The organism is Enterococcus sp. B2E4 (assembly GCF_030499455.1).
GTDB lineage: Bacteria > Bacillota > Bacilli > Lactobacillales > Enterococcaceae > Enterococcus_D > Enterococcus_D casseliflavus.
Genome location: NZ_JAUKPK010000001.1, coordinates 219,181 through 244,249, shown reverse-complemented (window position 1 = coordinate 244,249; position 25,069 = coordinate 219,181). Strand labels below are relative to the sequence as shown.

At 44.0% G+C, this 25,069-nt stretch carries 24 protein-coding genes; 13 read left to right on the top strand and 11 right to left on the bottom strand.

What is annotated here, in order from left to right:
* Nucleotides 1-29: 29 nt before the first annotated feature.
* The gene (gene mprF / locus Q1X33_RS01205; RefSeq protein ID WP_142965727.1) at nt 30-2,576 is read right to left on the bottom strand and encodes a bifunctional lysylphosphatidylglycerol flippase/synthetase MprF; all 2,547 of its coding nucleotides are present in this window, start codon (nt 2,574-2,576) and stop codon (nt 30-32) included.
* Nucleotides 2,577-2,578: 2 nt separating this feature from the next.
* Nucleotides 2,579-3,304: an alpha/beta fold hydrolase gene (locus Q1X33_RS01200; RefSeq protein WP_005225694.1), complete on the bottom strand. Its 726-nt coding sequence runs from the start codon at nt 3,302-3,304 to the stop codon at nt 2,579-2,581.
* 266 nt (nt 3,305-3,570) lie between these two features.
* On the opposite strand from Q1X33_RS01200, the gene Q1X33_RS01195 reads away from it, so the two are divergent.
* From Q1X33_RS01195 to Q1X33_RS01185, 3 genes are all read left to right on the top strand, one after another.
* Complete coding sequence (locus Q1X33_RS01195; protein ID WP_005225695.1) at nt 3,571-4,596, top strand: NAD(P)/FAD-dependent oxidoreductase; 1,026 nt, start codon at nt 3,571-3,573, stop codon at nt 4,594-4,596.
* Between the two features lie 200 nt (nt 4,597-4,796).
* Nucleotides 4,797-5,672, top strand: a complete 876-nt coding sequence (locus tag Q1X33_RS01190; RefSeq protein ID WP_142965726.1) for a cation diffusion facilitator family transporter — start codon at nt 4,797-4,799, stop codon at nt 5,670-5,672.
* 131 nt (nt 5,673-5,803) lie between these two features.
* Nucleotides 5,804-5,974 carry a hypothetical protein gene (locus Q1X33_RS01185; RefSeq protein ID WP_005225698.1) on the top strand — a complete coding sequence of 57 codons (171 nt, stop codon included), beginning with the start codon at nt 5,804-5,806 and terminating at the stop codon, nt 5,972-5,974.
* Nucleotides 5,975-6,090: 116 nt separating this feature from the next.
* On the opposite strand, the gene Q1X33_RS01180 is transcribed toward Q1X33_RS01185, so the two are convergent.
* Nucleotides 6,091-6,354 carry a hypothetical protein gene (locus tag Q1X33_RS01180; protein ID WP_123833853.1) on the bottom strand — a complete coding sequence of 88 codons (264 nt, stop codon included), beginning with the start codon at nt 6,352-6,354 and terminating at the stop codon, nt 6,091-6,093.
* 168 nt (nt 6,355-6,522) lie between these two features.
* On the opposite strand from Q1X33_RS01180, the gene Q1X33_RS01175 reads away from it, so the two are divergent.
* The 8 genes from Q1X33_RS01175 (at nt 6,523) to Q1X33_RS01140 (ending at nt 13,955) form a co-directional block, all read left to right on the top strand.
* The gene (locus Q1X33_RS01175; RefSeq protein ID WP_034858072.1) at nt 6,523-7,008 is read left to right on the top strand and encodes a GNAT family N-acetyltransferase; all 486 of its coding nucleotides are present in this window, start codon (nt 6,523-6,525) and stop codon (nt 7,006-7,008) included.
* 306 nt (nt 7,009-7,314) lie between these two features.
* The gene (locus Q1X33_RS01170; protein WP_005225702.1) at nt 7,315-8,613 is read left to right on the top strand and encodes a PTS sugar transporter subunit IIC; all 1,299 of its coding nucleotides are present in this window, start codon (nt 7,315-7,317) and stop codon (nt 8,611-8,613) included.
* A 27-nt stretch (nt 8,614-8,640) separates the two neighbouring features.
* Nucleotides 8,641-8,892, top strand: a complete 252-nt coding sequence (locus tag Q1X33_RS01165) for a hypothetical protein (protein ID WP_005235223.1) — start codon at nt 8,641-8,643, stop codon at nt 8,890-8,892.
* Nucleotide 8,893: 1 nt separating this feature from the next.
* Nucleotides 8,894-9,988 (top strand): DUF871 domain-containing protein, encoded by a 1,095-nt coding sequence (locus Q1X33_RS01160; protein WP_142965725.1) that lies wholly within the window; start codon nt 8,894-8,896, stop codon nt 9,986-9,988.
* Nucleotides 9,989-9,992: 4 nt separating this feature from the next.
* Complete coding sequence (locus Q1X33_RS01155) at nt 9,993-11,105, top strand: amidohydrolase/deacetylase family metallohydrolase (RefSeq protein WP_142965724.1); 1,113 nt, start codon at nt 9,993-9,995, stop codon at nt 11,103-11,105.
* The gene (locus Q1X33_RS01150; RefSeq protein WP_016610351.1) at nt 11,089-12,195 is read left to right on the top strand and encodes a DgaE family pyridoxal phosphate-dependent ammonia lyase; all 1,107 of its coding nucleotides are present in this window, start codon (nt 11,089-11,091) and stop codon (nt 12,193-12,195) included. Before Q1X33_RS01155 ends, Q1X33_RS01150 begins: the two co-directional genes overlap by 17 nt.
* Nucleotides 12,192-12,941 (top strand): KDGP aldolase family protein, encoded by a 750-nt coding sequence (locus Q1X33_RS01145; RefSeq protein WP_231473419.1) that lies wholly within the window; start codon nt 12,192-12,194, stop codon nt 12,939-12,941. Before Q1X33_RS01150 ends, Q1X33_RS01145 begins: the two co-directional genes overlap by 4 nt.
* Nucleotides 12,942-12,950: 9 nt before the next feature.
* Nucleotides 12,951-13,955 (top strand): sugar kinase, encoded by a 1,005-nt coding sequence (locus tag Q1X33_RS01140; RefSeq protein WP_074535650.1) that lies wholly within the window; start codon nt 12,951-12,953, stop codon nt 13,953-13,955.
* Nucleotides 13,956-14,061: 106 nt separating this feature from the next.
* Here the strand turns inward: Q1X33_RS01140 and Q1X33_RS01135 are convergent, their stop codons facing one another.
* The 8 genes from Q1X33_RS01135 to Q1X33_RS01100 all read right to left on the bottom strand — a co-directional run bounded on the left by Q1X33_RS01135 (nt 14,062) and on the right by Q1X33_RS01100 (nt 21,379).
* Nucleotides 14,062-14,640, bottom strand: coding sequence for a TMEM175 family protein (locus tag Q1X33_RS01135; RefSeq protein ID WP_185933022.1), 579 nt, complete (start codon nt 14,638-14,640; stop codon nt 14,062-14,064).
* 99 nt (nt 14,641-14,739) lie between these two features.
* Entirely contained in the window at nt 14,740-15,300 is a 561-nt protein-coding gene (locus Q1X33_RS01130) for a TetR/AcrR family transcriptional regulator (protein ID WP_142965720.1), read from the bottom strand.
* 2 nt (nt 15,301-15,302) lie between these two features.
* Nucleotides 15,303-16,226: a phytoene/squalene synthase family protein gene (locus Q1X33_RS01125; protein ID WP_142965719.1), complete on the bottom strand. Its 924-nt coding sequence runs from the start codon at nt 16,224-16,226 to the stop codon at nt 15,303-15,305.
* Nucleotides 16,216-17,703 carry an NAD(P)/FAD-dependent oxidoreductase gene (locus Q1X33_RS01120; protein ID WP_231473421.1) on the bottom strand — a complete coding sequence of 496 codons (1,488 nt, stop codon included), beginning with the start codon at nt 17,701-17,703 and terminating at the stop codon, nt 16,216-16,218. Before Q1X33_RS01120 ends, Q1X33_RS01125 begins: the two co-directional genes overlap by 11 nt.
* Nucleotides 17,700-18,416 carry an ABC transporter ATP-binding protein gene (locus Q1X33_RS01115; protein WP_005225713.1) on the bottom strand — a complete coding sequence of 239 codons (717 nt, stop codon included), beginning with the start codon at nt 18,414-18,416 and terminating at the stop codon, nt 17,700-17,702. Before Q1X33_RS01115 ends, Q1X33_RS01120 begins: the two co-directional genes overlap by 4 nt.
* Nucleotides 18,417-18,427: 11 nt before the next feature.
* Complete coding sequence (locus tag Q1X33_RS01110; RefSeq protein WP_005235249.1) at nt 18,428-19,492, bottom strand: ABC transporter permease; 1,065 nt, start codon at nt 19,490-19,492, stop codon at nt 18,428-18,430.
* A 314-nt stretch (nt 19,493-19,806) separates the two neighbouring features.
* Complete coding sequence (locus tag Q1X33_RS01105) at nt 19,807-20,466, bottom strand: HD domain-containing protein (protein ID WP_154694311.1); 660 nt, start codon at nt 20,464-20,466, stop codon at nt 19,807-19,809.
* Entirely contained in the window at nt 20,456-21,379 is a 924-nt protein-coding gene (locus Q1X33_RS01100; RefSeq protein ID WP_142965716.1) for a dihydrodipicolinate synthase family protein, read from the bottom strand. Before Q1X33_RS01100 ends, Q1X33_RS01105 begins: the two co-directional genes overlap by 11 nt.
* A gap of 336 nt (nt 21,380-21,715) precedes the next feature.
* Here Q1X33_RS01100 and Q1X33_RS01095 point away from each other — a divergent pair, with 336 nt between their 5' ends.
* Together Q1X33_RS01095 and Q1X33_RS01090 are read left to right on the top strand one after the other, a co-directional pair.
* Nucleotides 21,716-23,548 (top strand): beta-glucoside-specific PTS transporter subunit IIABC, encoded by a 1,833-nt coding sequence (locus Q1X33_RS01095; protein WP_154694312.1) that lies wholly within the window; start codon nt 21,716-21,718, stop codon nt 23,546-23,548.
* 46 nt (nt 23,549-23,594) lie between these two features.
* Nucleotides 23,595-25,058 carry a glycoside hydrolase family 1 protein gene (locus Q1X33_RS01090; RefSeq protein ID WP_015509472.1) on the top strand — a complete coding sequence of 488 codons (1,464 nt, stop codon included), beginning with the start codon at nt 23,595-23,597 and terminating at the stop codon, nt 25,056-25,058.
* Nucleotides 25,059-25,069: the final 11 nt, after the last annotated feature.

Genomic DNA, 25,069 nt, shown 5'->3' with positions numbered 1-25,069 from the left:
CGAGAATAAACCGGCGCATTTGAGCTTTTTTATTTCGTTTTGTCTGCCGCTTGATTATCGACGATCAACAGAGCAATCATGACATAACCGATCCAACTGTCTCGAGAATATAAGATGTAGCGAGGGGACCAAGAAGCGGCATATTTCTGTTTGTACTCCCGCAATCCTTCAAAAGAATAGAAGCGAGACCCGAAAGTGTAAACGAGATAGGCGATCCGCTCTTGTAAGAAACTACTGCGGAAAGTACCAACATTGGCTAATGGTGCCATACCTAAATCGAATTGTTGGTAGCCTTGTTCTTTAAAATAGTCAAACAGCTGAATAAACAAGAAATCCATCGTTCCGTTCGGGGCTTTTTCAGGATCGTGACGCATCAGATCAATGGAAGCTAAGCCTGTCTGATAGGTTGGCATAAAGGAAGCAAACGCGGCGATCTCTTGTTGCTGATTACGGACGACTGCAATTGGTGCGGTACTCAGATAGGATTCTGAAAAGAATCCAAGGGAGAACCCTTTTTCTTTCCGTCCATCTAGCCAGTTGTCAGAAATTTCCTTAAGGGTGGCAAAGGTTTCGGCTGAAAAGGGTGGAGTGAGCACATCAAAGGTAAAGCCTTCTTTGGTGATCTTGTTGTTCAATGCCCGCTGTCCCTTCATTTTCTTTCCTGAGAGGGTGAAGCTAGGCAGATCCACATAGGCTTTCTCACCGAATTTGATAAAGTCATACCCGAATTCATGCAGTAGCATCACCATTTCTTCACTACTTTCATAAAAGACTGGCAAGTAATTCCACTGATCCATCTCTGTTAAAAAGGTTTCCAGTGCCTGGGGAAAGTCTGCTTGCTTCCCAGAAGGATCCCCCATGACTAAGCATTTATTATTAAAGGTCGTAAATTGAAAAAAGACCGTCGGCTCGCCGATTTCTGGATAAACGTACACTTGCTTGTCTTTTAAATAGACAAGATGGCTATCGCTATTGCCGCCATAAGTGTTCAAAATATGCTTCACTTTATCGGTGGCGGCACTGACACCGAGTTGGTGCTTTGGTCCCATCAAGTAGCGTGCAAACAGCAGCATCGCAACGGCGACGAATAAAATCGCAACGAAGCCTTGGAGCCATAATTTTTCAGAAGGGAAAAGCAAAAAATCCATCGAATGGTGATGCGTCGGATGCCGATTGATATGGGGCATATTGTAGACCCCGATAATGACATAGAGGATCGTCAATGAACCAATCAGCAAACCATCGATCGTTAGCCATTCCCAAGCGAAAACCAGTTGCTTTCGGAATAACTCGCTTTTTGAAAAAATCATGATCGCCAGTAATAATAGAAGAAACAGCATGGTCGAAAAGCGGAACCCCGCAAAAATAGCATAGCCGATCGTTGCTGCAATCAACAAAAGCGTCGGCACATACGCGCGACTGACACGGGCAGAGATGCCGCGACCGGCAATCAAAAAGAGATAGCCGAGAAAGATACTCGGGTACTGCATCACAAAATTCAAGCGAATCGGATTGAGGTGGGCTAACCATTTGATTTGATCAAAGGCTTCTGGGATCGTGGCGGAAAGCACCAACATCGTTCCAGTCAGATAAAGCAACAACACTTCGATCTTGTGGAATACTTCCAACAACAAGCTTTTTGGAATACCAGAAAAGCGCTGGTTGAGGGAGACACCGACATTTTTTGAGAAAAAAAGCAAACCGATCAAAAAGGGAATGATGTAATAAAACAGGCGGAACAGCAAGAGCCAGGCAATGACACTTTCACGGGGAATCTGTAGTGAACCCATTCCCATGATCATCATGACATCAAAGGTTCCCAGTTCCCCGGGAATCATCGAGACGATCCCAATCACGGAAGCAGCGATGAAAAGCGGCAACAGTTGAAACACATCGACCGAGAGACCCATCAACAGACCCGTCGTAAAGAAGGCGGCAAAAACACCTAGCCATTCCAATAAGGAAGCGGCGATCAGCTGCAGACGATCGCGTCGTTGCAGCCCACCTAAGTAGGCATTTTTTTTGGAAAAACTAAGCGCATAGACGATTGGAAAATAAAGACTGCCGCCTAAAAGCCAGATCCAATACTGTTGGAGATAATCGGTCGTGGGACCGAAGAGGACGAATGCCAGCGCAGCAAGCGATAAAATCGAAAGACCAGACATCAAATAGATAAAAATCTTCGATATTGCTTGGGCAACGTCTCTGCCTTTTTTTCCTTTGCCATAAAATTCCGACCGTAACCCGATACTGATGAAACCGCCAAAGCCGATCAAATTGTTCATGGTATTGATGATCCAGCTGGTTTCTAGTAAATAACGGCGATCAGGTTTCTCCCCTAGCAAGCGATTCAAGACGATATCATATAAGACCATGGGAAAGACACACAGTAAGCCAATGACAGCCATTAAAGCCACTCGCCAAAGGGATAGCTGCGCAAACAATTGTTTTAGTTGATCAATCGAGATCGTCTTGCTTAACGAGAGCAGCTCGCCGAACACGATCACGGCGACTGCAATTAAGAAGAGGGTTTTAAACAGTGAGCGGTGGTCGCGGAGCCAAGTAAAGATTCTCATAGTTATTCACCGACCTTTTCTAAAAAAGATAAAACTTTCGTATTAAATACTTCTGGATTTTTTCGTGCAAAACTATGTCCTTGTCCTTTGACGACGATAAAATTGGACTGAGGAATACTGTTTGCAATATAAAAAGAATGGGAAAGCTTGATCGAATCACGTTTGCCGACCAAAATCAATGTCGGCACACTGAGGTGATTCAAATCGGCTGTAGATAAACCGATTGGACGAAACAACAATCCCAAAATAGGCAGAAAGCCCCGCATGCCTTTGGAGAATGGGGAACAAAGCCAAACGATCAGATATTGCAAGACACTGCCGATTCGAGAAAAGAGCCTCACACCTCGCGGTTCCGTGTTGCCAGAGTTTAAAATCATGCAGCTGACATGCTCTGGGTAGAGATGGCAAAAGACCATCGCCAGATTGGCACCATCGCTAAATCCTAGTAAGGCGATTTTCGTTAGCTTTTCTTGCTGAATAATTGCTAAAAGATCTGTTGCCATTTTAAAAAAATCGATTTTCTTCTGCGTATTAGTGGATTTGCCATGCCCTCGACTATCGATTAAATACAGTTGATGTTTTTGACGCAAGGCGTCGACCTGCTTTGAGAAATAGGCACTGCTGCCGCCATTTCCGTGCAATAAAAAAAGAGGGCGTCCTGAACCGGTTTTCTCGTAATAGAGGACAGACCCGTCCGGTAAGGGCGCGTAACATTTTTCAACTTCCATTTTTTCACCTACTTTCTAAGAGTATACCTTGAAGTCAGGGACGATCACAAATATATCACTAGATAAAATGAGAAAAAATAACAATCTGCTCATCTTTTTTTTACCAGAAGTTCAGGAAAAGGCTTTTTTCTTTACAATGTAAAGAAAAATAATTGGTAAACATAATTAATTTATTTTCAGAAAATTCTTTACAAATGGACGATCGTTGTCTATAATCGAACTAACTAATTGAGAATGATTTTCATTTACGAAAGAGAGGCTAGCCAATGACCACTATAGCAGATGTTCTGATTATCGGCGGAGGACCCACTGGACTCTATGCGAGTTTTTATGCTGGATTACGTGATCTATCGGTCGTATTGTTTGAAGCACAAGCCGAATTAGGCGGGAAGATCAATTTCTATCCTGAAAAAATGGTCTGGGATGTGGGTGCATTGCCGCCCACCAAGGGAAAGAAAGTCAAAGAACACTTGATTGAACAGGCCAAGTTGTTTGATCCAACGATCTATCTGAAAACGAAAATCATTTCATTGACCAAGGAAGACGACCTTTTTTATGCAGTGGATGACCAAGGGAGGACCCATGTTGGACGCACCGTTTTAGTCTGTATCGGCGGCGGTGTCGTTTCTCCGCAAAAATTGCCATGTTTCATCCATAATAATGTCGACAACTATATCCACTATCAGTTTCCTGACCAGCAAGCGATCCAAGGCAAGCATCTAGTGATCTCTGGCGGCGGTGATGCGGCAGTGGATTATGCGATCGAAGCAGTGTCTTATGGTGCCAAAGTCACCCTGTGTTACCGAGGAGAAAAATTGAAAGCCCATGAAGCACAAGTAAAGAAGATGAAAGCAGAAGGGATTCAAGTGCTGATGAATCACACCATCGATGGGGTGAATCAAGCAGAAACATTCAATATGGTTCTACGGCTAAAAAACAGTGCCAACCATGAAACGATCGATTTTTTATGTGATCATCTACTGATCCAACACGGGTATGACCGTGACAGTGGCTTGTTAGATAAAGTCTCCTTTGATCTTGCACGCCATGAAGACTTTTACCTCAATTGCGAGATTCCTACAAAAACTAGCCATCCTGGTGTTTTTGCGGCGGGCGACATTCATTATTTCAAAGGCAAAGTGAATCTTTTGGCGGGAGCCTTTCAAGATGCTGCGCAAGCAGTCAACCAAATCAAACACTATTTAGAGCCGACCAGTGTCCCACAGGCGATGGTTTCATCCCACAATGAGAAATTCAGTGAAAGAAATCGCCAGTTGTTGGTGAATGAGTAGCCATGCTTCTTTGTGAAAGAAAAAGTAGAAAAAGCAGGAGTCCCTTATGGGTCCTGCTTTTTTGGTGTCCTCAGAACAGAAATTCGTTTCACTAGAAGTGAATGTTTGCCGCTCCTAAAAAATAAAATCTCTCAAATAAATGATGCAAACTGTGAAAATTTCAGCTATTATTTTCAAGTTGACTATTTGGAGGGGATGACATGAATCAAACAAGATACGCAGAATTAAAACAAGCAGAAAGAGGCGCCATCTTAAGTATCGTTGCTTACATTTTGGTTTCGATCGCCAAACTTGTCATCGGTCGTTTGGCAAACTCTGAAGGACTATGGGCAGATGGGTTGAACAATGCGACGGATATCGTAGCGTCGATCGCTGTCTTGATTGGTTTGCGTTTGGCTCAAAAGCCAGCAGATGAAGACCATAAATATGGTCATTGGAAAGCAGAAAACGTTGCGAGTCTCGTAACGTCCTTGATTATGCTGGCAGTCGGTCTGCAGGTCTTATGGTCTTCCATTCAAACGATTCTACTCGGAGAAACGCAAAGTCCCGATATGATCGCGGCAGTCGTCGGTATCATTTCAGCTATTTTGATGTATGGCATGTATTATTATAATAAGCGATTATCCGCTCGCGTAAAAAGCTCCGCTCTGCTAGCAGCTGCGAAAGACAACCGCAGCGATGCGTGGACGAGTATTGGAACTGCGATCGCTATTTTTGCCGCATCATTTGGTATCGGTTGGTTGGACAGTTTGACTGCGATCGTGGTAGCTCTTTTGATTATCAAAACCGCCGTCGATATTTTTCGTGAGAGTGCCTTTTCACTTTCTGATGGGTTTGATGAATCGTTAGTCGTGGAGTATGAAGCGGCAATCGCTGGTTTTTCTGAAGTGAAATCTGTCAAATCGATTCGAGGAAGAATGTATGGCGCCAATGTTTTTCTCGATGTCGTCGTGACGATGGACAAATCTTTGACGGTTGAAAAGAGTCATAACGTAGCAGATGCTATTGAAGATCTCTTAGCTGATCGTTTTCAGGTGTTTGATACTGACATCCACATCGAGCCTGCTACCGAATAAATTTTCTGGAAAAACCTTGATAGGACAAGGATGTAAACCACCCGTTTCCTGTTTGTAAACTGAAAAGTTCTTACGGAACCTGCTCATTCATGGCAAACTAGAGGTAACAAAGGAAGAAAGTAGGGAGCCCTATGAATAATAAGCAGGTAGTAGAAAATGAGTTAGTTATTTCTTTAGATAAAATGGATGAAACAGAAATGATGGCACTTTGCCAACAATATATTGCGGCTATTGATGATAGCCAAGTCCTCTTCGCTTTACTGAAAAAAGTTCAAGCCTCTAAAGCAGCAGTAAGCAAATAAAAAACAAACCGGCATCTTATGCATTGATGTTCCCCTCAGCGAAAGCGAAAGGCGCATTGATCAACAGGAAAAGATGCCGGTTGTTTTTTGATTTGTTTGAGTCTTTTTAAAAACTTTTAAAGGACGTTTAATAGTGCGATTAACCCATAGACGAACAAAGAGGCTATTCCTAGAGGAACAATGCGTCGGAATATAATCTCTTTCAAGCGCTTGCCTGCTTGTCGTTCTTTTTCATAGTTAGGATCATGGGCATGCGCTTTAAATTGCTGAGGAGAACGAGAGAAGATCAAGCCATTGGTCATCGATAAAACCCAGCCAATCAACGCCATGAAGAACGAAACAAAAATGATTGCCAGTAAAAGTAGTTGCAAGAGCTGCATGGTGTTGCTACCTCCTTTTCGTCACCATTTTTTCACTTCTAGTTTACCATCTTTTGAGACATTTTGGGGTCTTTGTTCCACGTGCCCTTTCTTTTTTTTCCTTATCCCTTATAATAGAGATATTTATAAACGATTTTTTGTTTCGTGCAGCAGAAAGAAGGGGTTCTTATGGCAATCACAAAAAAAATCATTCAATCACCTGAAGATTTCCAAACGTTGGATCGTTTGATCAAAGAAATCTGGCCAGAAGTGTTTACACCTATCATTGGGTCCGATCAAGTCGCGTATATGCTGGCTCATTACCAATCACCAGCAGCGATTCAAAACGAAGTCCAGCAAGGAGCAGTCTATCTTTTGTTATTAGAAGGAGACCGAGCAGTAGGATATACAGCGTATGAAGAAACGCAGCAGCAGATTTATTTAAGTAAATTGTATCTCCATCAATCCACTAGAGGCAAAGGCTATGCCAGCCAAGTCTTTGATTGGTATGAGGAGATCGCCTCAGGAAAAACACTGCATTTAAACGTCAACAAACAAAACCAGCAAGCGATCGCTGTTTATGAGCATCGCGGCTTTACGCGTGTTTCTGAACGCACCGTTACGATTGGTTCGGGATTTGTGATGGATGATTTTATTTATGAGAAGAAAGTTTAATTAAGTAGAAAATTCATTTGAAAAACTAAAAAACATTAAATGAATCAAGAATACTATTTTTGATTTTAATATCGTGCCTATTGGAAAACATTGCCAATAGGTTTTTTTGTATCAAGCTATTCAAAAATCCCTTATCAACACATAAATTTTTAAGTTTTGATATTGTGTAAAATTACGATGAATAAATGTTATTTTGAGTTGTTAAAAATAGTTTCGTCTATTCGTAAAAAACATATTTACTCCCAGGAAGCACTGTGCTATTATCCTTGTATAAACATTATAATGTTATAAACTAAGGAGGCAATTATGAAAGGGTTTGTAGAATTTATTGAACAGAAGTTGATGCCGATTGCAAATAAAGTGGGGATGCAACGGCACATGGTAGCGATTCGTAAGGGGATCATCGCTACGTTACCATTAACGATCGTTGGGTCTTTCTTCACGATCTTACTGAATTTTCCCATCGAATCAGTCGCTGCGGTGATCGAACCGTATCGGGAAGTTTTGGATATTCCCTTTCGTTATACAGTCGGATTATTGGCATTGTATGCAACATATGGGATTGCTTCATCGCTAGCCAAAAGCTACAAGCTGGATTCATTGACTGCGGGTATCTTAGCAACGATGTCCTTTCTTGTAACCGCTGCACCACCGTTGCGAGTCTTTGATTCTGTGGAAGGCATCATTGATGCGGGACGTTATATCAATGTGGCAAATTTAGGGTCAGGCTCTTTGTTTGGCGCGATCGTCACGGCCATCTTGTCCGTTGAAATCTATCGTTTCTTTATTGTAAAAAACATTACCATCAAAATGCCAGATGGTGTGCCACCAGAAGTGACGAATTCATTTATGGCGTTGATTCCTGGAGGAGCGATCCTGATTTTGTTCTGGGTGATCCGTCATATGTTAGGCTTTGATATCAATGGCTTTTTAAGTAACTTGTTGATGCCGTTAAAAGACGTGCTAGCAGGTAACAGCTTGTTTGGTGGTTTATTGACTGTCTTCTTGATCTGTTTCTTTTGGGTACTGGGGATTCATGGACCAGCCATCATGGGTCCTGTCATTCGTCCATTTTGGGATATTTCCATTGCTGAAAATATGGAAGCCTTCCAAGCATCTGGCAATGCGCATGAATTGCCTAATATTTTTACAGAACAATTTTTACAATGGTTCGTGTGGATCGGTGGAGCCGGTACGACCTTAGCGTTGGTCGTTTTGTTCTTCTTCTCCAAATCAAAATACTTGAAACAATTGGGCCGTTTATCCATCTTGCCAGGCTTATTCAATATCAATGAACCAGTGATTTTCGGTGCACCGATCGTAATGAACCCAATCTTAGGCATTCCGTTCTTGGTGGCACCGTTGATTACGACAACGATTTCTTACTTCGCGACCATTACGGGCGTCGTACCGATGATGGCTGCCAGACTTGGGTTTGCCATTCCAGCACCAATCGCCGCCTGGATGAGTACGGACTGGAGTATCGCAGCAGCGATTTTAGTGATCGTCAACTTCTTTATCACACTAGCAATCTACTACCCATTCTTTAAAGTCTTTGAGAAACAGCAGATTGCCCGCGAACAAGAAGAAGAAACAGCTGCTTAAGCAAGAAAAAAAGAGTGAGGTGCAAACATGGGGATTTATGCCATTTGTTTATTTTTTGGTTGTCAAATTTGGTTAACAAAATCAGCACAAGGGAAAAAAATTCAAGAAGTGCCGTTTTGGCGGATGCTTTTGTTCGGGATTCTTGGCGTTGCTGCAGCGATCCTACTGAGCCGTCAGTTTCCGTGGGGACCATTTTTGACGATGACGGCGACGATTGTTTGCAGTTCGCTTTTACTGACACGTTTTACTGCTTTTTATGAAGAAATGAGGATGAGATAAGTTGAAAAGACAACTAGGAGTATCGGTGTATCCCGATCACAGTGATTTTGAAACAGACAAAGCCTATCTGCAATTAGCCCATGATTATGGCTTTAGCCGCATTTTTATGAGTATGTTGGAAGTGAGTGACGGCAAAGAAAACGTGCAGAAAAAATTTAAAGCGTTGATTGATTTTGCCAAAGGATTAGGCTATGAAACGATTTTAGACGTGGCACCAGCCATCTTTTCGGAACTAGGCATCTCCTATGATGACTTGACCTTTTTTCATGAACTAGGTGCCGATGGGATTCGTTTAGATTTAGGCTTTGACGGCAATAAAGAAGCGATGTTGACCTACAATCCCTTTGGTTTAGCTGTTGAATTGAATATGAGCAATGATGTGGCGTATTTAGACAATATTTTGACCTATCAAGCCAACATTCCTTACTTATACGGCTGCCACAATTTCTATCCGCAAGAAGGGACTGCCTTGCCCTATGATTTCTTTGAAAAATGCAGTCGTCGTTTCAAGGAAAAAGGCATTCGAACCGCCGCATTTATCTCTTCTCAAACGGGAACGATCGGACCTTGGGATATCAATGATGGCTTACCGACCTTAGAAATGCACCGGAAAATGCCTGTAGAAACTGCCGCAAAGCATTTGTTTGCCACAGGCCTGATCGACGATGTCATTATCGGCAATGCTTATGCTTCGGAAGCAGAATTGGCGGTACTAGGAGCGATTGATCGCTACCAGACCGCATTTGCTATTGAATTTGTGCCTGAAATCAATGAAGTTGAACGCCAAATCGCCCTGGATGAGCAGCATTACCGTCGAGGCGACATCACCGATCGGATGATCCGTTCCACAGAAGTTCGTAAAAAGTATAAGAACCATGACAATCCTGTCCATGACCACGAAGGCGTCTTTCAACGAGGGGACGTTGTGATTGGCAATGATCGTTTTGGCAAGTACAAAAACGAGCTGCAAGTCGTGCTAGAGCCTCACTCAGATCCACGAAAAAATAAAATCGGTTCGATCGTCGAACAAGAGTTCGTTCTGCTGCCCTTTATCCATCCTTGGTCGAAATTCACTTTCACAGAGAGGAAGGTGTAACGAGATGTTTGATTTGATTATTCGTCAAGCCCGCACGATCAATGAAGAAGTATTTGATATTGGGATTCAAGACGGGAAAATCACTGCTTTGGCACCAACGTTGCAGGAGCAGGCGAAACAAGAGCTGACCTTAGCAGAAGGGGAGTTCTTGTCAGCCGGTTGGATCGATGACCATGTCCATTGTTTCGAGGAAATGACGCTCTATTATGATTATCCAGACGAGATCGGTGTCAAACAAGGCGTCACGACCGTTATCGATGCGGGGACGACTGGCGCCGAAAATATCCATCGGTTTTATGATTTAGCCAAAGAAGCCAAAACCAATGTCTTTGCTTTAGTCAACATTTCCAAATGGGGGATCGTAGAGCAGGATGAACTTGCGGATCTGTCAAAAGTCAAAAAAGAATTGGTCAAAGAAGCGCTGCAGAAGTTTCCTGACTTTATCGTCGGAATCAAAGCCCGAATGAGCAAAACGGTGATCGGCGAAAATGGCATCACGCCGTTGAAATTAGCCAAAGCGATCCAAGCTGAAAATCAACCGCTGCCTTTGATGGTCCATATTGGTTCAGCACCACCGAATTTAGCAGAGATTCTTGCTGAATTGGAAACAGGCGATGTGGTGACCCATTGCTTTAACGGCAAAGCCAATGGGATTTTGGATCAGACGAACCATACCATCAAGCCTTTCGTCTTTGCTGCCTATGAAAAAGGCTTGGTCTTCGATATTGGTCATGGGACAGACAGTTTCAATTTTGACGTGGCGGAGACAGCCTTTGCCAATCAGCTGAAGGCTTCTTCCATTAGTACAGATATCTACATTCGCAATCGTACCAATGGACCAGTCTTTGATTTAGCGACGACTATGGAAAAATTAGCGGTCGTAGGGTATGATTGGCGTGAGATCATCGAGAAGGTGACCAGTGCCCCTGCGAAGCAATTTCATTTACAAAACAAAGGCGAGATCGCATTGGGATATGATGCTGATTTTACGATTTTCCGCTTTGAAGCGGGCGAAAAGGAATTGACGGATTCTAACGGCAATCGTCGAATCACGACACAACAGATCGTGCCGCAAAAAGCGGTGATAGGAGGGGAACTTTTTGACACTGAATATTGAAGAACTAGGCTTGAAAGAAGTCATCAATGCTTCTGGCAAAATGACGATTCTAGGTGTCTCGAAAGTCAGCGAAAGCGTGCTTGCAGCCCAGCGCTATGGCGGGGAGCATTTCTTTGAAATGGCAGATCTAGCAGAAAAAACCGGTGCCTATTTAGCAAAATTGTTGAAAACGGAAGATGCGCAAATCGTTTCTTCCGCTTCGGCGGGAATCGCCCAATCAGTGGCGGCACTCATCGGTCAAGGCGACAGCTATCATTTGTACCACCCATACAGTGAGAAAATCAGTAAGCGGGAGATCATTTTGCCCAAAGGCCACAACGTAGATTATGGCACACCAGTGGAAGTGATGGTAGCACAAGGCGGTGGGAAGGTCGTGGAAGCAGGCTATGCCAATATGTGTACACCCGAGCACATTGAACAGATGATCACGCCCGAAACAGCGGCGATCCTCTACATAAAGAGTCATCACACCGTTCAAAAAAGTATGCTGACGGTAGCAGAAACGGCCCAAGTTGCCAAGGCACACGATCTTCCATTGATCGTTGATGCGGCTGCTGAGGAAGATTTGTTTGCCTATACCCAAGCTGGTGCTGATTTAGTGATCTATTCAGGTGCGAAAGCACTGTCAGGACCGAGTGCTGGCTTAGTGATCGGCAAGCAGCCCTATGTCTCTTGGGTGCGCCTGCAATCCAAAGGGATAGGTCGAGCAATGAAAATCGGTAAAGACAATATTCTCGGATTTACCCAAGCCGTGACGGATTATCTAGCGGAGGGAACAGAATCTGGCGCTTCGATGCAAGAGCGTCTGCAACCATTTATTGCGGCAATCAATGAAATCACTGGTTTCGAAGCAAAAATCGTTCAAGACAGCGCGGGCAGAGACATTTATCGGGCGAGTGTCAAAGTGAAAGAACCAAGTGCCAAAGCAGTGATCGACGCGCTAAAAGCAGGAGAACCAGCGATTTATACCCGTGAGTACCAAGCCAATAACGGCATTATTGAATTTGATATCCGAGCAGTCAATGAACAAGAAATGGCAGTGATCACTGATCGCTTACAAGAAATTATGTTAGGAGCAACCCAAAAATGAAAACTTCACCCAATTATTTCGCTGACCGTGTCTGTCTAAATGTGTTAGCAAACTCCATCGACAATGCGAAAGCTTGTTACGAAGCAGCAGAGGGCAACATCGTCCTAGGTGTTTTATCAAAAAACTATGATAGTGACGAGGCGGCTATCGCTGACATGAAGAACTACCAAGCGGCAACAAATAATGCCCTTTCTGTAGGGCTTGGTGCTGGCGACCCCAATCAAAGTGAAATGGTCTCCCGAATTTCCGCTGTTCTTCAACCACAGCATGTTAACCAAGTGTTCACGGGAGCGGGGACCTCACGAGCTTTGCTAGGACAATCTGAAACGATCGTCAATGCCCTGATTTCACCAACGGGAAAAGTCGGCTATGTCAATATTGCGACTGGTCCATTGAGTTCACAAACTCCAGCTGCAGAAGTCCCAGTCGAAACAGCGATCGCTTTATTAAAAGACATGGGCGCTAGTTCTATCAAGTATTTTCCAATGAAAGGGTTGGCTCATAAAGCAGAATATCAAGCGGTAGCCGAGGCTTGTGCTGCGAATGATTTTTATTTGGAACCGACCGGCGGTATCGATTTAGAAAACTTCGAAGAAATCTTGCAGATCGCTGTTGATGCAGGCGTGAAAAAAATCATTCCGCATATTTACAGCTCTATCATCGATGGAGAAACAGGGGACACACGCCCTAGAGATGTACAGACATTAGCAGAAATGACGAAAAAGGTGTTGGCAGCAGCCAAATAGGGGGGATCAATGATGCGGATCGGTGCTTACGGTGAGGTAATGATGCGGTTGACGCCACCAGAATATCGAACATTGGAACAGACTCACTCTTTGCGAATGGATTTTACGGGAACAGGGGTCAATCTGTTAGGTAATTTGGCGCATTTCGGCTTGACGACGTCGATGCTGACACAGGTGCCAGCCAACCGATTAGGAGATACGGCAAAAGCCAGCTTGCGTTCCTATGGAATCCAGACGGCATTTGTTGGCAAAAAATACAGTCATATCGGCAGTTATTTCGCCGAGATCGGCTACGGCGCTCGTCCGACCTATGTGACGTATCAAAATCGCCATCATAGTTCCTTTGGCGTTTCTGGTCCAGAAGAATATGCTATCGATGGATTTTTAGAAACGGTCGATCTCATTCATATTTGCGGGATCTCTCTTAGTTTGACTGAGAAAACCTGGCAAACAGCTTTGGCTTTGGCGAAACAGGCCCATGCCAAGCAGATTCGCGTCTGCTTTGATTTCAACTTCCGTCCAAGCTTGAATGAAGAATTAAATCGGGAGGTACTGAAACAACGGTATGAAACGATCCTACCCTATTGTGACCTAGTTTTCGGCTCTGTCCGTGACTTGGAGGAGCTGCTGGCATATCCCTTAGAGGAAACAGAAGGTGCCGAGCTTGCGTTGATCCAATCCTTTATTGACCAGTATCAACTAGAATGGTTCTGCGGGACACGCCGTCTAGCCGTGGAAGACAAGCAATTTATCAGTGGAAGAATCATTACGGCGCAGGATGCCTATGAAACGGCACCGCAGCTGCTGCAAGTATTGGATCGGATCGGGGCAGGGGATGCCTATGCCGCTGGTGTATTATTAGGCTATGCCGAAAAATGGTCGCTCCAACGCACCGCTGATTTTGCAATCACGAATGCTGTATTGGCTCATACGATGCTGGGAGATGTCCCATTAACCACCAAAGAACAAGTGGAACAAGTCTTACAGGCACCAGGAAAAGACTTGATTCGCTAGAAAAAACACTTGCGTCCTTCTCTTGATGGATGACTGCGCAAAAGTAGACCAATCGGCTGCTTTTGCGCAATCATTCACCGCTTTTAGGAGAAGGACGCAAGTGTTTTTATTGTTTTAAAAAGGCTTCTACTTTTTTCTCAGGGATCACCCACAACAATAGCACGAGACTATCCAGTGTGATGATGAATAGGGGATGGATCAGCCAGCCGAGGAGCAATGCCAGCACGTTGATAAACAACGTAAAGTAGAGTTTCTTGTATCCGCGAAACAGTTCTACGATGGCTTGATTATCAGGGTTGGCACGCACCAAGGACTTTCCTACAAGGAAATAGCTGAAATCCGTCAATAAAATGACAGCCCCGTACAGCAGCTGAGGGGCAAGAGCGACTGGATAACGACTGACCCATGACGTTACAAAAGGAAAGAGGGTCAGTGCCAGGATCAATAAATGATTCGCCCACAAGGTCCAACCGTCGATTTTAGACACTACTTGAAATAGATGATGGTGATTGTTCCAGTAGATCGCTAACATCACAAAGCTGATCAAATAAATAATAAATTGCTGTTCCACTCCTAAAAAAAAAGCAAATGTATCGCCTTCGGGCTGGTGCAATTCCAATACTAATAAGGTCATTACGATCGCAATGACCGCATCGGTAAAGGCTTCGATTCGATTTTTTGACATGTACATCCATCCTTTTAAGTTTCTGTTTACTGGATCAGTGTACGCGATTGTCAGAAATTCGTCGAATGATTATTCTCGGGACAAAAGCCAACGTTCCAGCTATTTCGCAATTGGCCCATTGCCTAGTGCACCGAATAAAAACAAATCGATCGCTTCTGGCATCTTGTCTTCTTTTTCTGGTGAGTCCAAATGAGCCGCCATCAGTACTAACAATTGACTGGTGACAAATTCTGGGTCGACATCCGAACGGAGATTGGAATCACTGCGACGAAACAAGTCAAGAAACGGTTCTTTATAATTTTTCCGCCAAAGCAAGTACAGTTTTTTAGAAGTGTCCTCAGAAACGGTATGCTGAATGTCGTGCATCATCATATAAAAATTGATCCGATGCCGACTTCTTAAAAAAAGAAACATGTTCAAGATTTTTTCAGAGATCGTCAAGGAAGTATCTTCAACGCTCTGATTTAGCTTTCCAGAAACCTCTTGTGCCAAAGAAACCATCACTTCATAATAGATGGCTTCTTTGCCTTTGAAGTGATAATAAAGATTGGGTTGGGTGATGCCGACGGCTTCTGCGATCTGTCTAGTAGAAGTTGCTTGATACCCCTGCTGCATAAACAGGTTCTCTGCGACTCGTAAAATTTTTTCTCGCAAGTTCAAAGTCAGCCCTCCCAACGTTCCTGACGAAGCATTTTTTTCGCGGTAAACAAAAGTTGGATTTTCCGTTGTTTCGGTACCGCTGTTTTTTCAGCAAATACTTGATAGTTGTTTTTGCGAATCACAGTCAAGATTTCCCGATAGATCAAAGCAGCTGCTAATAGAGCTTCACGGCAATCTTCATCGATTTGCGGCATCATGACAAAAGATTCTTGATAAAGCGTCTCTGCCATTTGCGCCTCGTGTTCCCACATCTCGATAAACTGCGGGTTTTGATTGCCAGCTGCTAAAGCCTCTCGCGAAAGGTTGTATTGCGCCAAGACTGTTTGCGGCAAATAGATGCGGCCCATCCGCAGATCCTCGCCAATATCACGTAAAATATTGGTGCGCTGCATCGCTTCACCCAATTTGATGGCAGGCTCTTGAATCGCAGCGGCTGCTTGCGAGAGAATCGGCAAGAGCATCAGACCTACACTGCCAGCTACGTAGTAACTATAGTCAGAAAGCTCTTTTTCAGAGGTGGGCTGCTGGAAGTCAAGGTCTTGTTTTTGCCCCACCAATAGGTCGAAAAAGGGTTGAAATTGCAGATCAAACTGTTGGAAAGAAAGGGTCAATGCCCGCCAAATGGCTTCATCAGGATCTTCATCCTTGACGGCTTGCGGCAAGTCGATCGTATCGTCTGATACTTGTTTTTGCATTTCTTCCAAGCGTTTTTTCATGGCTTCGATCAACAATGGGTCTTGCTTTTCATCGACGGCATCATCGGCACGTCGGCAAAAGGCGTAGACGGCATAGACGGCGCGGGCTTTGTCTTTTGGCAATTGAGAAAAGGCGGTATGAAAATTTTTCGAATGCTTTTTTATGATGGCCTCACAGTATAAAAAATCGTTGTCGTATTCATCAAAGACGCTTAATGATTTAACGGTCATCTTTTAACAACTCCTCCACAGCTAACTTGGCACTTTGCATCACGATTGGCACACCCGCTCCTGGATGCGTACTGCTGCCGCAGAAGTATAGGCCTTCTGCATAATCAAATTTATTATGGGGACGATAGTAATTGCTTTGGGCTAATGTCGGTTTCAAGCCAAATGTCGCACCATTGTAGGCATTGAACCGATCATTGAACGTATCTGGCGTATACATTTTTTCATACACGATGTGTTCATCGATATCCGTAAAGATCGTTTTTTCTTTTAATAATCCAATAATCTGCTGGCGGTAGCTTTGGATCGTTTCATCCGTCCATTGATCAAATTTAGATAATTCAGGCACTGGGACTAAAACATAAAGACCTTCTTGACCATCAGGTGCTAAGGAAGCATCTTTCAGGGTTGGACGATACAAGTAGAAGGAAGGATCTTCTGGCAGTTTGCCAGCCTCGAAAAGATCGTCTACATTGCGTTTGAAATCATTGGCAAAATAAATGCTGTGGAGTGCGCTATCCTCATATTTTTTGTCCAGACCTAAATAAAGCAAGAAACAAGAACAAGAATAATCCATCGAAGCGATTTTTTGATTGGTGTATTTGCCGCGTTTTGATTCATCAGGAATCAAGCTTTCCATGGCATAAGGAAAATCAGCCGCACAAATCACGGCATCTGCGGTGATCGTTTCTCCATTGACACGAACGCCTTTGGTTTGCTTGTTTTCGATCAATAATTCATCGATCGGCGTATTGTAATGGATCGTACCGCCTAATTCTTGGAACAAACGTGCCATACCAGTGGCTAACGTATACATGCCGCCTTTGATGAAATAGACCCCATACATCAATTCGATCATAGGAATGATCGTATAAAGAGACGGCCCTTGATAAGGGGAGACGCCGATATACAAGGTTTGAAACGCCAATGATTTTCGAAGGCGATCATCTTTGACAAATTTAGAAATGGAAGAGTAGGCGTCACTAAACGTTCGCAGCTTTAACCCTGCCCATAATGATTTGGGATTGTAAAAGTCTCGCCATGTCCGAAACGACTTGGTGATGAAGGACTCTTTGGCGATCACATAGCGTTTGTAAATATCTGCTAAAAAGGCAAAATAGCCTTGAGCATCTTCTTCTGAGATCGCTTCTAGCGTTTTGGTCAATTCTACTAAGTCATTTGAGAAGGTCAGCGGTTCGTCTTGGGCAAAATACAGCTGCAGCATCGGATCGACTTTCTCCATAGGAATATAGTCATTCGGATCAACGCCAGCAAATTCAAACACTTCACGATAAATTTCAGGCATCATCACGATGGTGGGGCCCACATCAAAGGTAAAGCCGTTTTCCTTGATCTGATTCATTTTGCCCCCAGGTTGACCTTCTTTTTCGTAGAGGCTGACGTCATAGCCAAGTTTTTGCAAACGGACAGCAGCAGCTAATCCTGACACGCCCGCACCGACAACAATAATTTTTTTCATGCTTGCTCCTTCTGCGAATCATCTGATTCGGCTTCTTTTTTCGTGTGTTCTTTTTCTTCTAAAACGCCATCTTTCATGACGAGAACCCGATCACAATAATCTGTTAAACGGGTATCATGGGTCACCATAATGGTGGCTTTTTGTTTCTCTTTGGTTTCTTTTGCTAAGATTTTGACGACTTCGACGGCTTTTTTTGAATCAAGACTCGCCGTTGGTTCATCTGCCAATATGATGGTGGGATCATGATAGAGCGCTCGGGCAATAGCCACACGCTGTCTTTCACCACCAGAAAGTTCATCGGGATATTTGTTCTGCAGCTTTTCGATCCCAAGTTGTTCAAACAATTCAGTTGCTGATTGCTCTTGGGTTTCTTTGCTGACCTTATCCACTAATTGGAGTTGCTTTTTGACCGTCAAAAAGGGGACAAGGTTGGAAGCTTGTAAAATAAAGCCGATCTTTTTGAAACGAGTTTTTGCCCGTTGCTTTTCTTTTTGTTTACTGAAGGGTTCGTCATTGATAAACACTTCGCCTTCAGAGGGGGCTTGCAGACCACCGGCGATCGTTAGAAAGGTACTTTTCCCAGAGCCAGAAGGACCGATGATGGCGACAAATTCGCCTTTTTCTACCGAAAAGTTGGTTTCTTTCAAGGCTTCAATTGTCGCGTCCCCATCTTTAAATGATTTTTTGACTTGTTTGAATTCAATGGCACTCATGTTTTTTCCTCCTATCCGATTGCTTTCAATGGGTCGATTTTTACAATCGTTCGCACCGAGAAGAAAGCACCTAGCATCGCGATCAGAATCATCATGACACTGATACTAGCAAAGAATAATAGATTGATTTGGAATGGCACTGCCGCAGGTAACACGAGGGCGGTACCGATCGTTGCCAAACCACCGATCAAAACACCCGAGGTTGCCAATAAGAACGTTTGGGCGATCACCGAAAAAGCAATGTAGCGGCTAGAGATCCCTTGAGCCTTCATGACACCAAAAATTTCTGATTTTTGCATCGTTAGCACATAGATAAAAATACCGATAACGATGGCAGCGATCACGATCAAGAACCCGATCATAAAGCCAAAAGTCAGCACTTGTGCGTTGTAACCAGGCAATTCATTAATAAATTTGCTGATATCCGTAGCGACCAGATCATCTGGCACTTCTTTGATTTTGCCGCGAGTCACGATCGCGTTGATACGGGCATTTTCAGAATCATCTTCTTTTTCAAAACGAATTTCTTGATAAGCACCGATCGAGGTGTAGAGGACCGGAGCGACACTGAAGCGGGCGTTATCTGTAAAACCGACGATTTTCAATTTTTTGTCACTGCCTGCTAATTTGATGGTGTCACCAATGGAAATCCCGTATTCTTCCTCAATACTGCTGTCGGCGACCGCTTCATCATCTGAAGCAAACATCTCGCCATCGGTAATATTGGGTGCTAAAAATTGATCTGGATCAATGCCGAAAAAGGTGACATCGACTTTTTCACCGTTGTCTTCTTTGGTCACAACTCCAGCGGTTTGCGCCAAAACTGCTTTTTCTGGTGCATCGACTTCATCATAAAGACTGCGAGGAAGCATCGACATGTTTAAATTATCATTTGCTTCTTCGGTCAACAAAATTTGATCTGCCTCCCATTTGTCGACCGCCATCCGATTATCTTGAGCCAACCCATAAGCTAACCCAGTTAAAAAAAAGACCAAATAGGCGATTAAAAACATGACCCCTGTGACTAGGGCGTAACGCAATTTGGAATGGCGTATTTCATTGATTGCCAAAAACATAACGATTCCTCCTAATATTTTATCACTTGATAAAATAAAAATACCATTTTTTTTATTTTCAGCAAACTATCTTGCTTACAAAGAGTAAATTCGGAGAAAAAAGGAAGGTTATTTAGAAGGGGCGTCTGTTGATTGAAGAAAACCACTTGCTGCCCTTTGATTTGAATAGGCGCGTAGGAGCAGCGAAGGGGCGGGGGATTTTAGTGGAGAAAGAACGTTTAGAATAACAGTAAAAGCCCTCTGATTCAGTGCAGACACAACTGCGGCGCTGAATCAGAAGGTTCCTATTTGAAGTCTGGTGCTGGATCAAAGTGTCAATCGTCAGTTTCTTTGCTTGTAGCGATAACTAACGGCACGATTTTTTCAAAGGAGTGACGGAAGCTTTCAGGTTGTGCTAATTTTTGATAGATGATCGCCAAACCGTCTTGGTTTTTGCGATAATCCAACCAAACCTTCAGCTCACTTTGAGGACCGTATTTCTTTGAAATGTACTGATACGCTTCATGATGCAATTGTTCTAAATCTGTCAGCTGCTTTTTCTCATAAGCAAAAAGCAAGGTTCGCTTGAGGATTCGCTCAAAATCTAAGTCGCGATCGGCTTCGGAAATAATTTTGCCATAAAGCGAGCGAGGCTCATAGGGCAACGAGGCGCGATGATCTTCTACAGCTTCGCCGATCATTGAAATGACTGAAGGAGAGAAAAAGCGTGGCAACACAGCATCTTGTTCAACGATCTTGCGGGAATTGCTTTCGTGGTTTTTGCGGCCATAGAGCAAGCCGATATCATGGTAGGCAGCTACCGTATAGACGATATTCAGGTCAACGGGCAATGTTTCAGCAATTTCAAAACTATTTTGGATCACTTGGTGGACGTGCGCTGGGGAGTGACTGCTATCCAATTGGTTGTATTGCGGGATGATGGAGCTTTCAATATAGTGCTTTAGTTGTGGATCAATCGGTGCATCAATCTTCATTTGTCTGGTTCTCCTGCCTTTCATGTGCTAGATGAGGGGGAATTGAGCCAGTGCCAAACCGATCATTTGTTGCTAGACCTAGCGGCTGACGACAAAAGCCAAAGGGCTGTCCATCAATGGTGATTTGCTGCTTGAGCCACGGAAGGTAACTGATGGTATTGGTTGGATCGCCAGCAGCTGCTTGTTCCATTTTCTGCCATTCATTCGACGTAGAAATCGTTGCATCACCTTTCAATAAGCCGTGCCATATCACCTGGATCTCCTTGGGACAAAGGTTTCCTGCCATTGATGACAGCCCGTTAAACCCTAGTGCGACCTTTTCCGCCAAGTCCGCTTCACCACCAGCATAAAAACGAAAATCGGCAGCCGTCTTTGTTTTTAGTTGAGGCACTCGCTCCTTCCTGCCAGCTTCTTTTAAGCCGATCACCCGAGGGTCAGCGATCAAGGTCAAGAGGCTTTCTGCAGATAAATCAAAGCCCGTGCGGCGGGGAATGTTGTATAAAATAACTGGTTTTTCGCAAGTATGGATCAATCCCTGAGCATAGAGCACAGCTTCCTTTTGGGTCAGGCAAAGATAAGGGGGAAAGCCTAAAACCACACCATCGATTCGGGGATTTTTGCTGATTGCTTCTGCCAACGCGAGCGTTTCATGAAATACGATGCCAGCTAAACCGAAGAGGACTTCGAAATCGGCTGCCCAGCTGGTTTCTTGCGCTAAGGCATGTAGAAGCTGTTTTTTTTCTGTTAAGGTCAATGAGTGCTGTTCACCGGTGGAGCCGCACACCAAAACCGATTTGATCCCTTGCTTTTGCAGTTGCAAGATATGGGCAATCGTCCTTTTCGTGTCAAGTCTTTCTGCATGATCAAATGCTGTGGGGACGGCAACATGCAGTGAGTGATTCAATGAAGTCATCCGATTCATCCTTTCTTGTGATACGTTTAGCCAGCGATGTTCTTCTTGCTTCTGGTGCAAGCCAAGGAAGACGAAACAACTGATTATCCACTAAGTGTAGCAAACTTCTCGTTTCAGCAAAAGGCTTAGCAAAATATTTTTAAAACGGTGGTTGCGTTTTCAAATAAAGCATGGTATTATGCAAGTAATAAAACAGGCATGTGACTGGTAATGCAGGCAGGACCTATAAAAAACATGGAAGGGATCGTTGGATTCCGTTCAATGTTTTTGTAGGTGCTGCCTGCTTTTTTCTTTGTTTGGCCAACAAAGGAAAACTAATTAAAGGAGAAGAAAATTATGAATGTAAAAGAAACGGCAACTGCCATCGTTGAGTTGATTGGCGGAAAAGAAAATATCGCACATTTGGAACATTGCTCCACACGCTTGCGCTTTACCTTAAAAGACAATAGCCTCGTACAAAAAGATGCCTTGGAAAAAGTCGATGGCGTGATTGGGGTGCGACAAAATGTCCAATGCCAAGTCATCATCGGCAATGATGTCGTCGAAGTGTATGATGAGGTTATGAACGTGTTAGGTCATGAGCTAACAGCGGATGGAGGAAGTGAAGGCAAACAAAAACAATCGTGGGGTGCGGTCCTGCTTGATTTTATTATCTCGATTTTTCAACCGTTGATTCCAGCAGTCGCTGGAGGGGGCGTCTTGAAATCCTTACTGTTACTTGCTTCTGTCACCGGATTGATGGACAATACGAGCCAGACGTATCAAATTTTGAATCTGATCGGTGGCGCACCATTGTATTTCTTACCGATTTTAGTGGCGATCACCACGGCAAATAAATTAAAGGTCAATCAATTGGTGGCGGTTTCCGCTGTCGGTGCCTTGATTTTGCCTGAACTAACGACACTATTGACAGATGGCGCAGCGTTCATGGGCTTCGGTTTACAAAATATCGCCTATGCGTCACAAGTATTTCCAGCCATTTTAACGGTTTTATTTTACGCTCAAATTGAAAAGCTGTTTACCCGAATCTCACCAAAACCGATCCGTATCTTCTTTGTTCCAATGATGAGCTTAGTTATTACGGTTCCAGTTGCTTTATTGATTTTAGGCCCATTAGGCTTTGAAGTCGGAACGATTTTTTCAGCAGCGATCATTTGGCTGTATGCCCATTTAGGTTGGGTGGCAACAGGGATTTTAGCCGCTGTTTTACCATTGATGGTGGTTACTGGTATGCACAAAGCCATGATTCCCTATGCTGTTTCGTCCATGAGTGAGATGGGGGCAGAGCTGTTATACTTGCCTGCCTCATTGGCACATAACATTGCAGAAGCTGGTGCTTGTTTTGCGGTGAGTGTTCGGACCAAAGACCAAAAACTTCGTTCAACCGCTGTTTCTGCAGGCATCTCCGCCCTTTTTGGCATCACCGAACCTGCTTTGTATGGGGTGACGATCCTGCATAAACGAGTGCTTTACGGCGTGATGGCTTCCAGCCTAGTTGGTGGAGCGGTGGCTGGTTTGTTTGCCATCAAGGCCTTCGCATTAGTTGGCCCTGGTCTAGCAAGTATCACTATGTTCGTGGATGAAGCCAACCCGATGAATCTTGTGTGGGCAATGGTCACGTTAGGGGTATCCTTTGCTGTTTCTTTTGTCCTTGTCCTTTTCTTATTCAAAGACAAAGTGGTAGAAAATAAGACGACGGTTGCCGATCCCAAAGCCGAAGTATTGAGCAAACCAGTAGATGGGCAAGTGGTAGCTTTATCTGAAGTCAACGATGAAGTCTTTTCAAGCGGCATGATCGGAGAAGGGTTCGGGATCATTCCGACGTCTGGCGAATTGATCGCACCTGAAGATGGCGAGATCACGATGTTGTTTGAAACCAACCATGCGATCGGGTTAAAAACCCGTAATGGCGCAGAACTGCTCTTTCATATCGGCTTGGATACCGTCCAATTAGAAGGCAAACACTTTACCCCTTACGTAAAAGCGGGGGATCAAGTGAAACAAGGGCAACCGCTGATCCAATTCGATCTAGATGCCATCAAAGCAGCTGGTTTTGATCCAATCGTGATCTGTGTGGTCACCAATCAAGAAAACTTTATGGTCAAAACGATCGAATCAACCGATGAGCAAAGCGACCAAGGTGTCCTATCGATCGCACCACTCGTCTAAACAAATGAGCAATGCAACAAAAACAATGTAAAAGGGGATTGAAAAAATGACTGAAACAACTTTTCCAAAGGACTTCTTATGGGGTGGCGCAATCGCCGCAAATCAAGTAGAAGGAGGTTGGAATCTTGGCGGCAAAGGCTTGTCGGTGGCAGATGTGGCGACCTACAAACCTCATGTCGATAACAAAGATTATGCGGCGCACATGAGCGTGACCGTAGAAGCCGTCAAAGAAGCGATGGCAGATCCAACAGATACCATCTATCCAAAACGGCGAGGAATCGATTTCTATCACCGCTATCCAGAAGATTTGGCTTTGTTTGCGGAGATGGGCTTTAAAGTTTTGCGATTGTCGATTGCGTGGACCCGTTTGTTCCCAACCGGGGAAGAAACGACACCCAATCAAGAAGGGATCGCTTTTTACCGCAATGTCTTTCAAGAAATGCAGCGCTTGGGGATCAAACCGATCGTAACGTTGTCTCACTATGAAATGCCCCTAGCGCTTAGCTTGAAGTACAATGGCTGGGTGGAACGCAAAGTGATCGATGACTTTGTCCGCTTTGCAACCGTCTGTTTTGAAGAATTTGGGGAGTATGTGGAGTATTGGCTGACCTTTAACGAAATCGACAGTATCCATCGTCATCCCTTTACAACAGCAGGCATCATTCCAGAACAATCAGAAGCAGGCAAAGAAGAGCAAGAGGTGTATCAAGCGCTCCATCACCAATTTGTGGCCAGCTCATTAGTGACCAAAATCGCTCATGAGAAAAACCCAAACAATAAAGTTGGCTGCATGTTAACGAAACTAATGACGTATCCATTGACTTGTGACCCATTGGATGTTGAATTGACCTTAAAGAAAAACTTGGAAAATGATTTTTATGCGGACGTTCAAGTCAAAGGGGCTTATCCGCGAATGATTGAAAAAGATCTGGAAAAACGCGGCATCAAGATTGAAATGGCACCAGAAGACCGCCAAATCTTAAAAGATCACACCGTTGATTTTCTTTCCTTTAGTTATTATATGTCTATGGCCGAATCAGGTGATCCAAATGCCGAACGGACACCGGGCAATACGGTTTTAGGGGTAAAAAATCCCAAGCTGCCATCAACTGAATGGGGCTGGCAGATCGATCCTAAAGGCTTGAAAATCTCCTTGCTTTCATTGTATGATCGGTATCAAGTGCCATTAATGATCGTTGAAAATGGTATGGGCGCCGTGGATGTCCTTGAAGACGGCCAAGTGCATGATCCGTATCGGGTCGATTATTTCAAGGCACACTTCAAACAAATGAAGGAAGCCATCGATGAAGGGGTCGATTTGATTGGTTATACTTCTTGGGCACCGATCGATCTGGTCAGTGCGGGTACGTCACAAGTGACGAAACGCTATGGCTTCATTTATGTGGATGCCGATGATGAAGGAAACGGCAGTTATGACCGTTTGAAAAAAGATTCCTTCGACTGGTACAAAGAAGTGATCGCCACCAATGGCGCAAGTTTGGCAGAATAAACAGTGAGGAG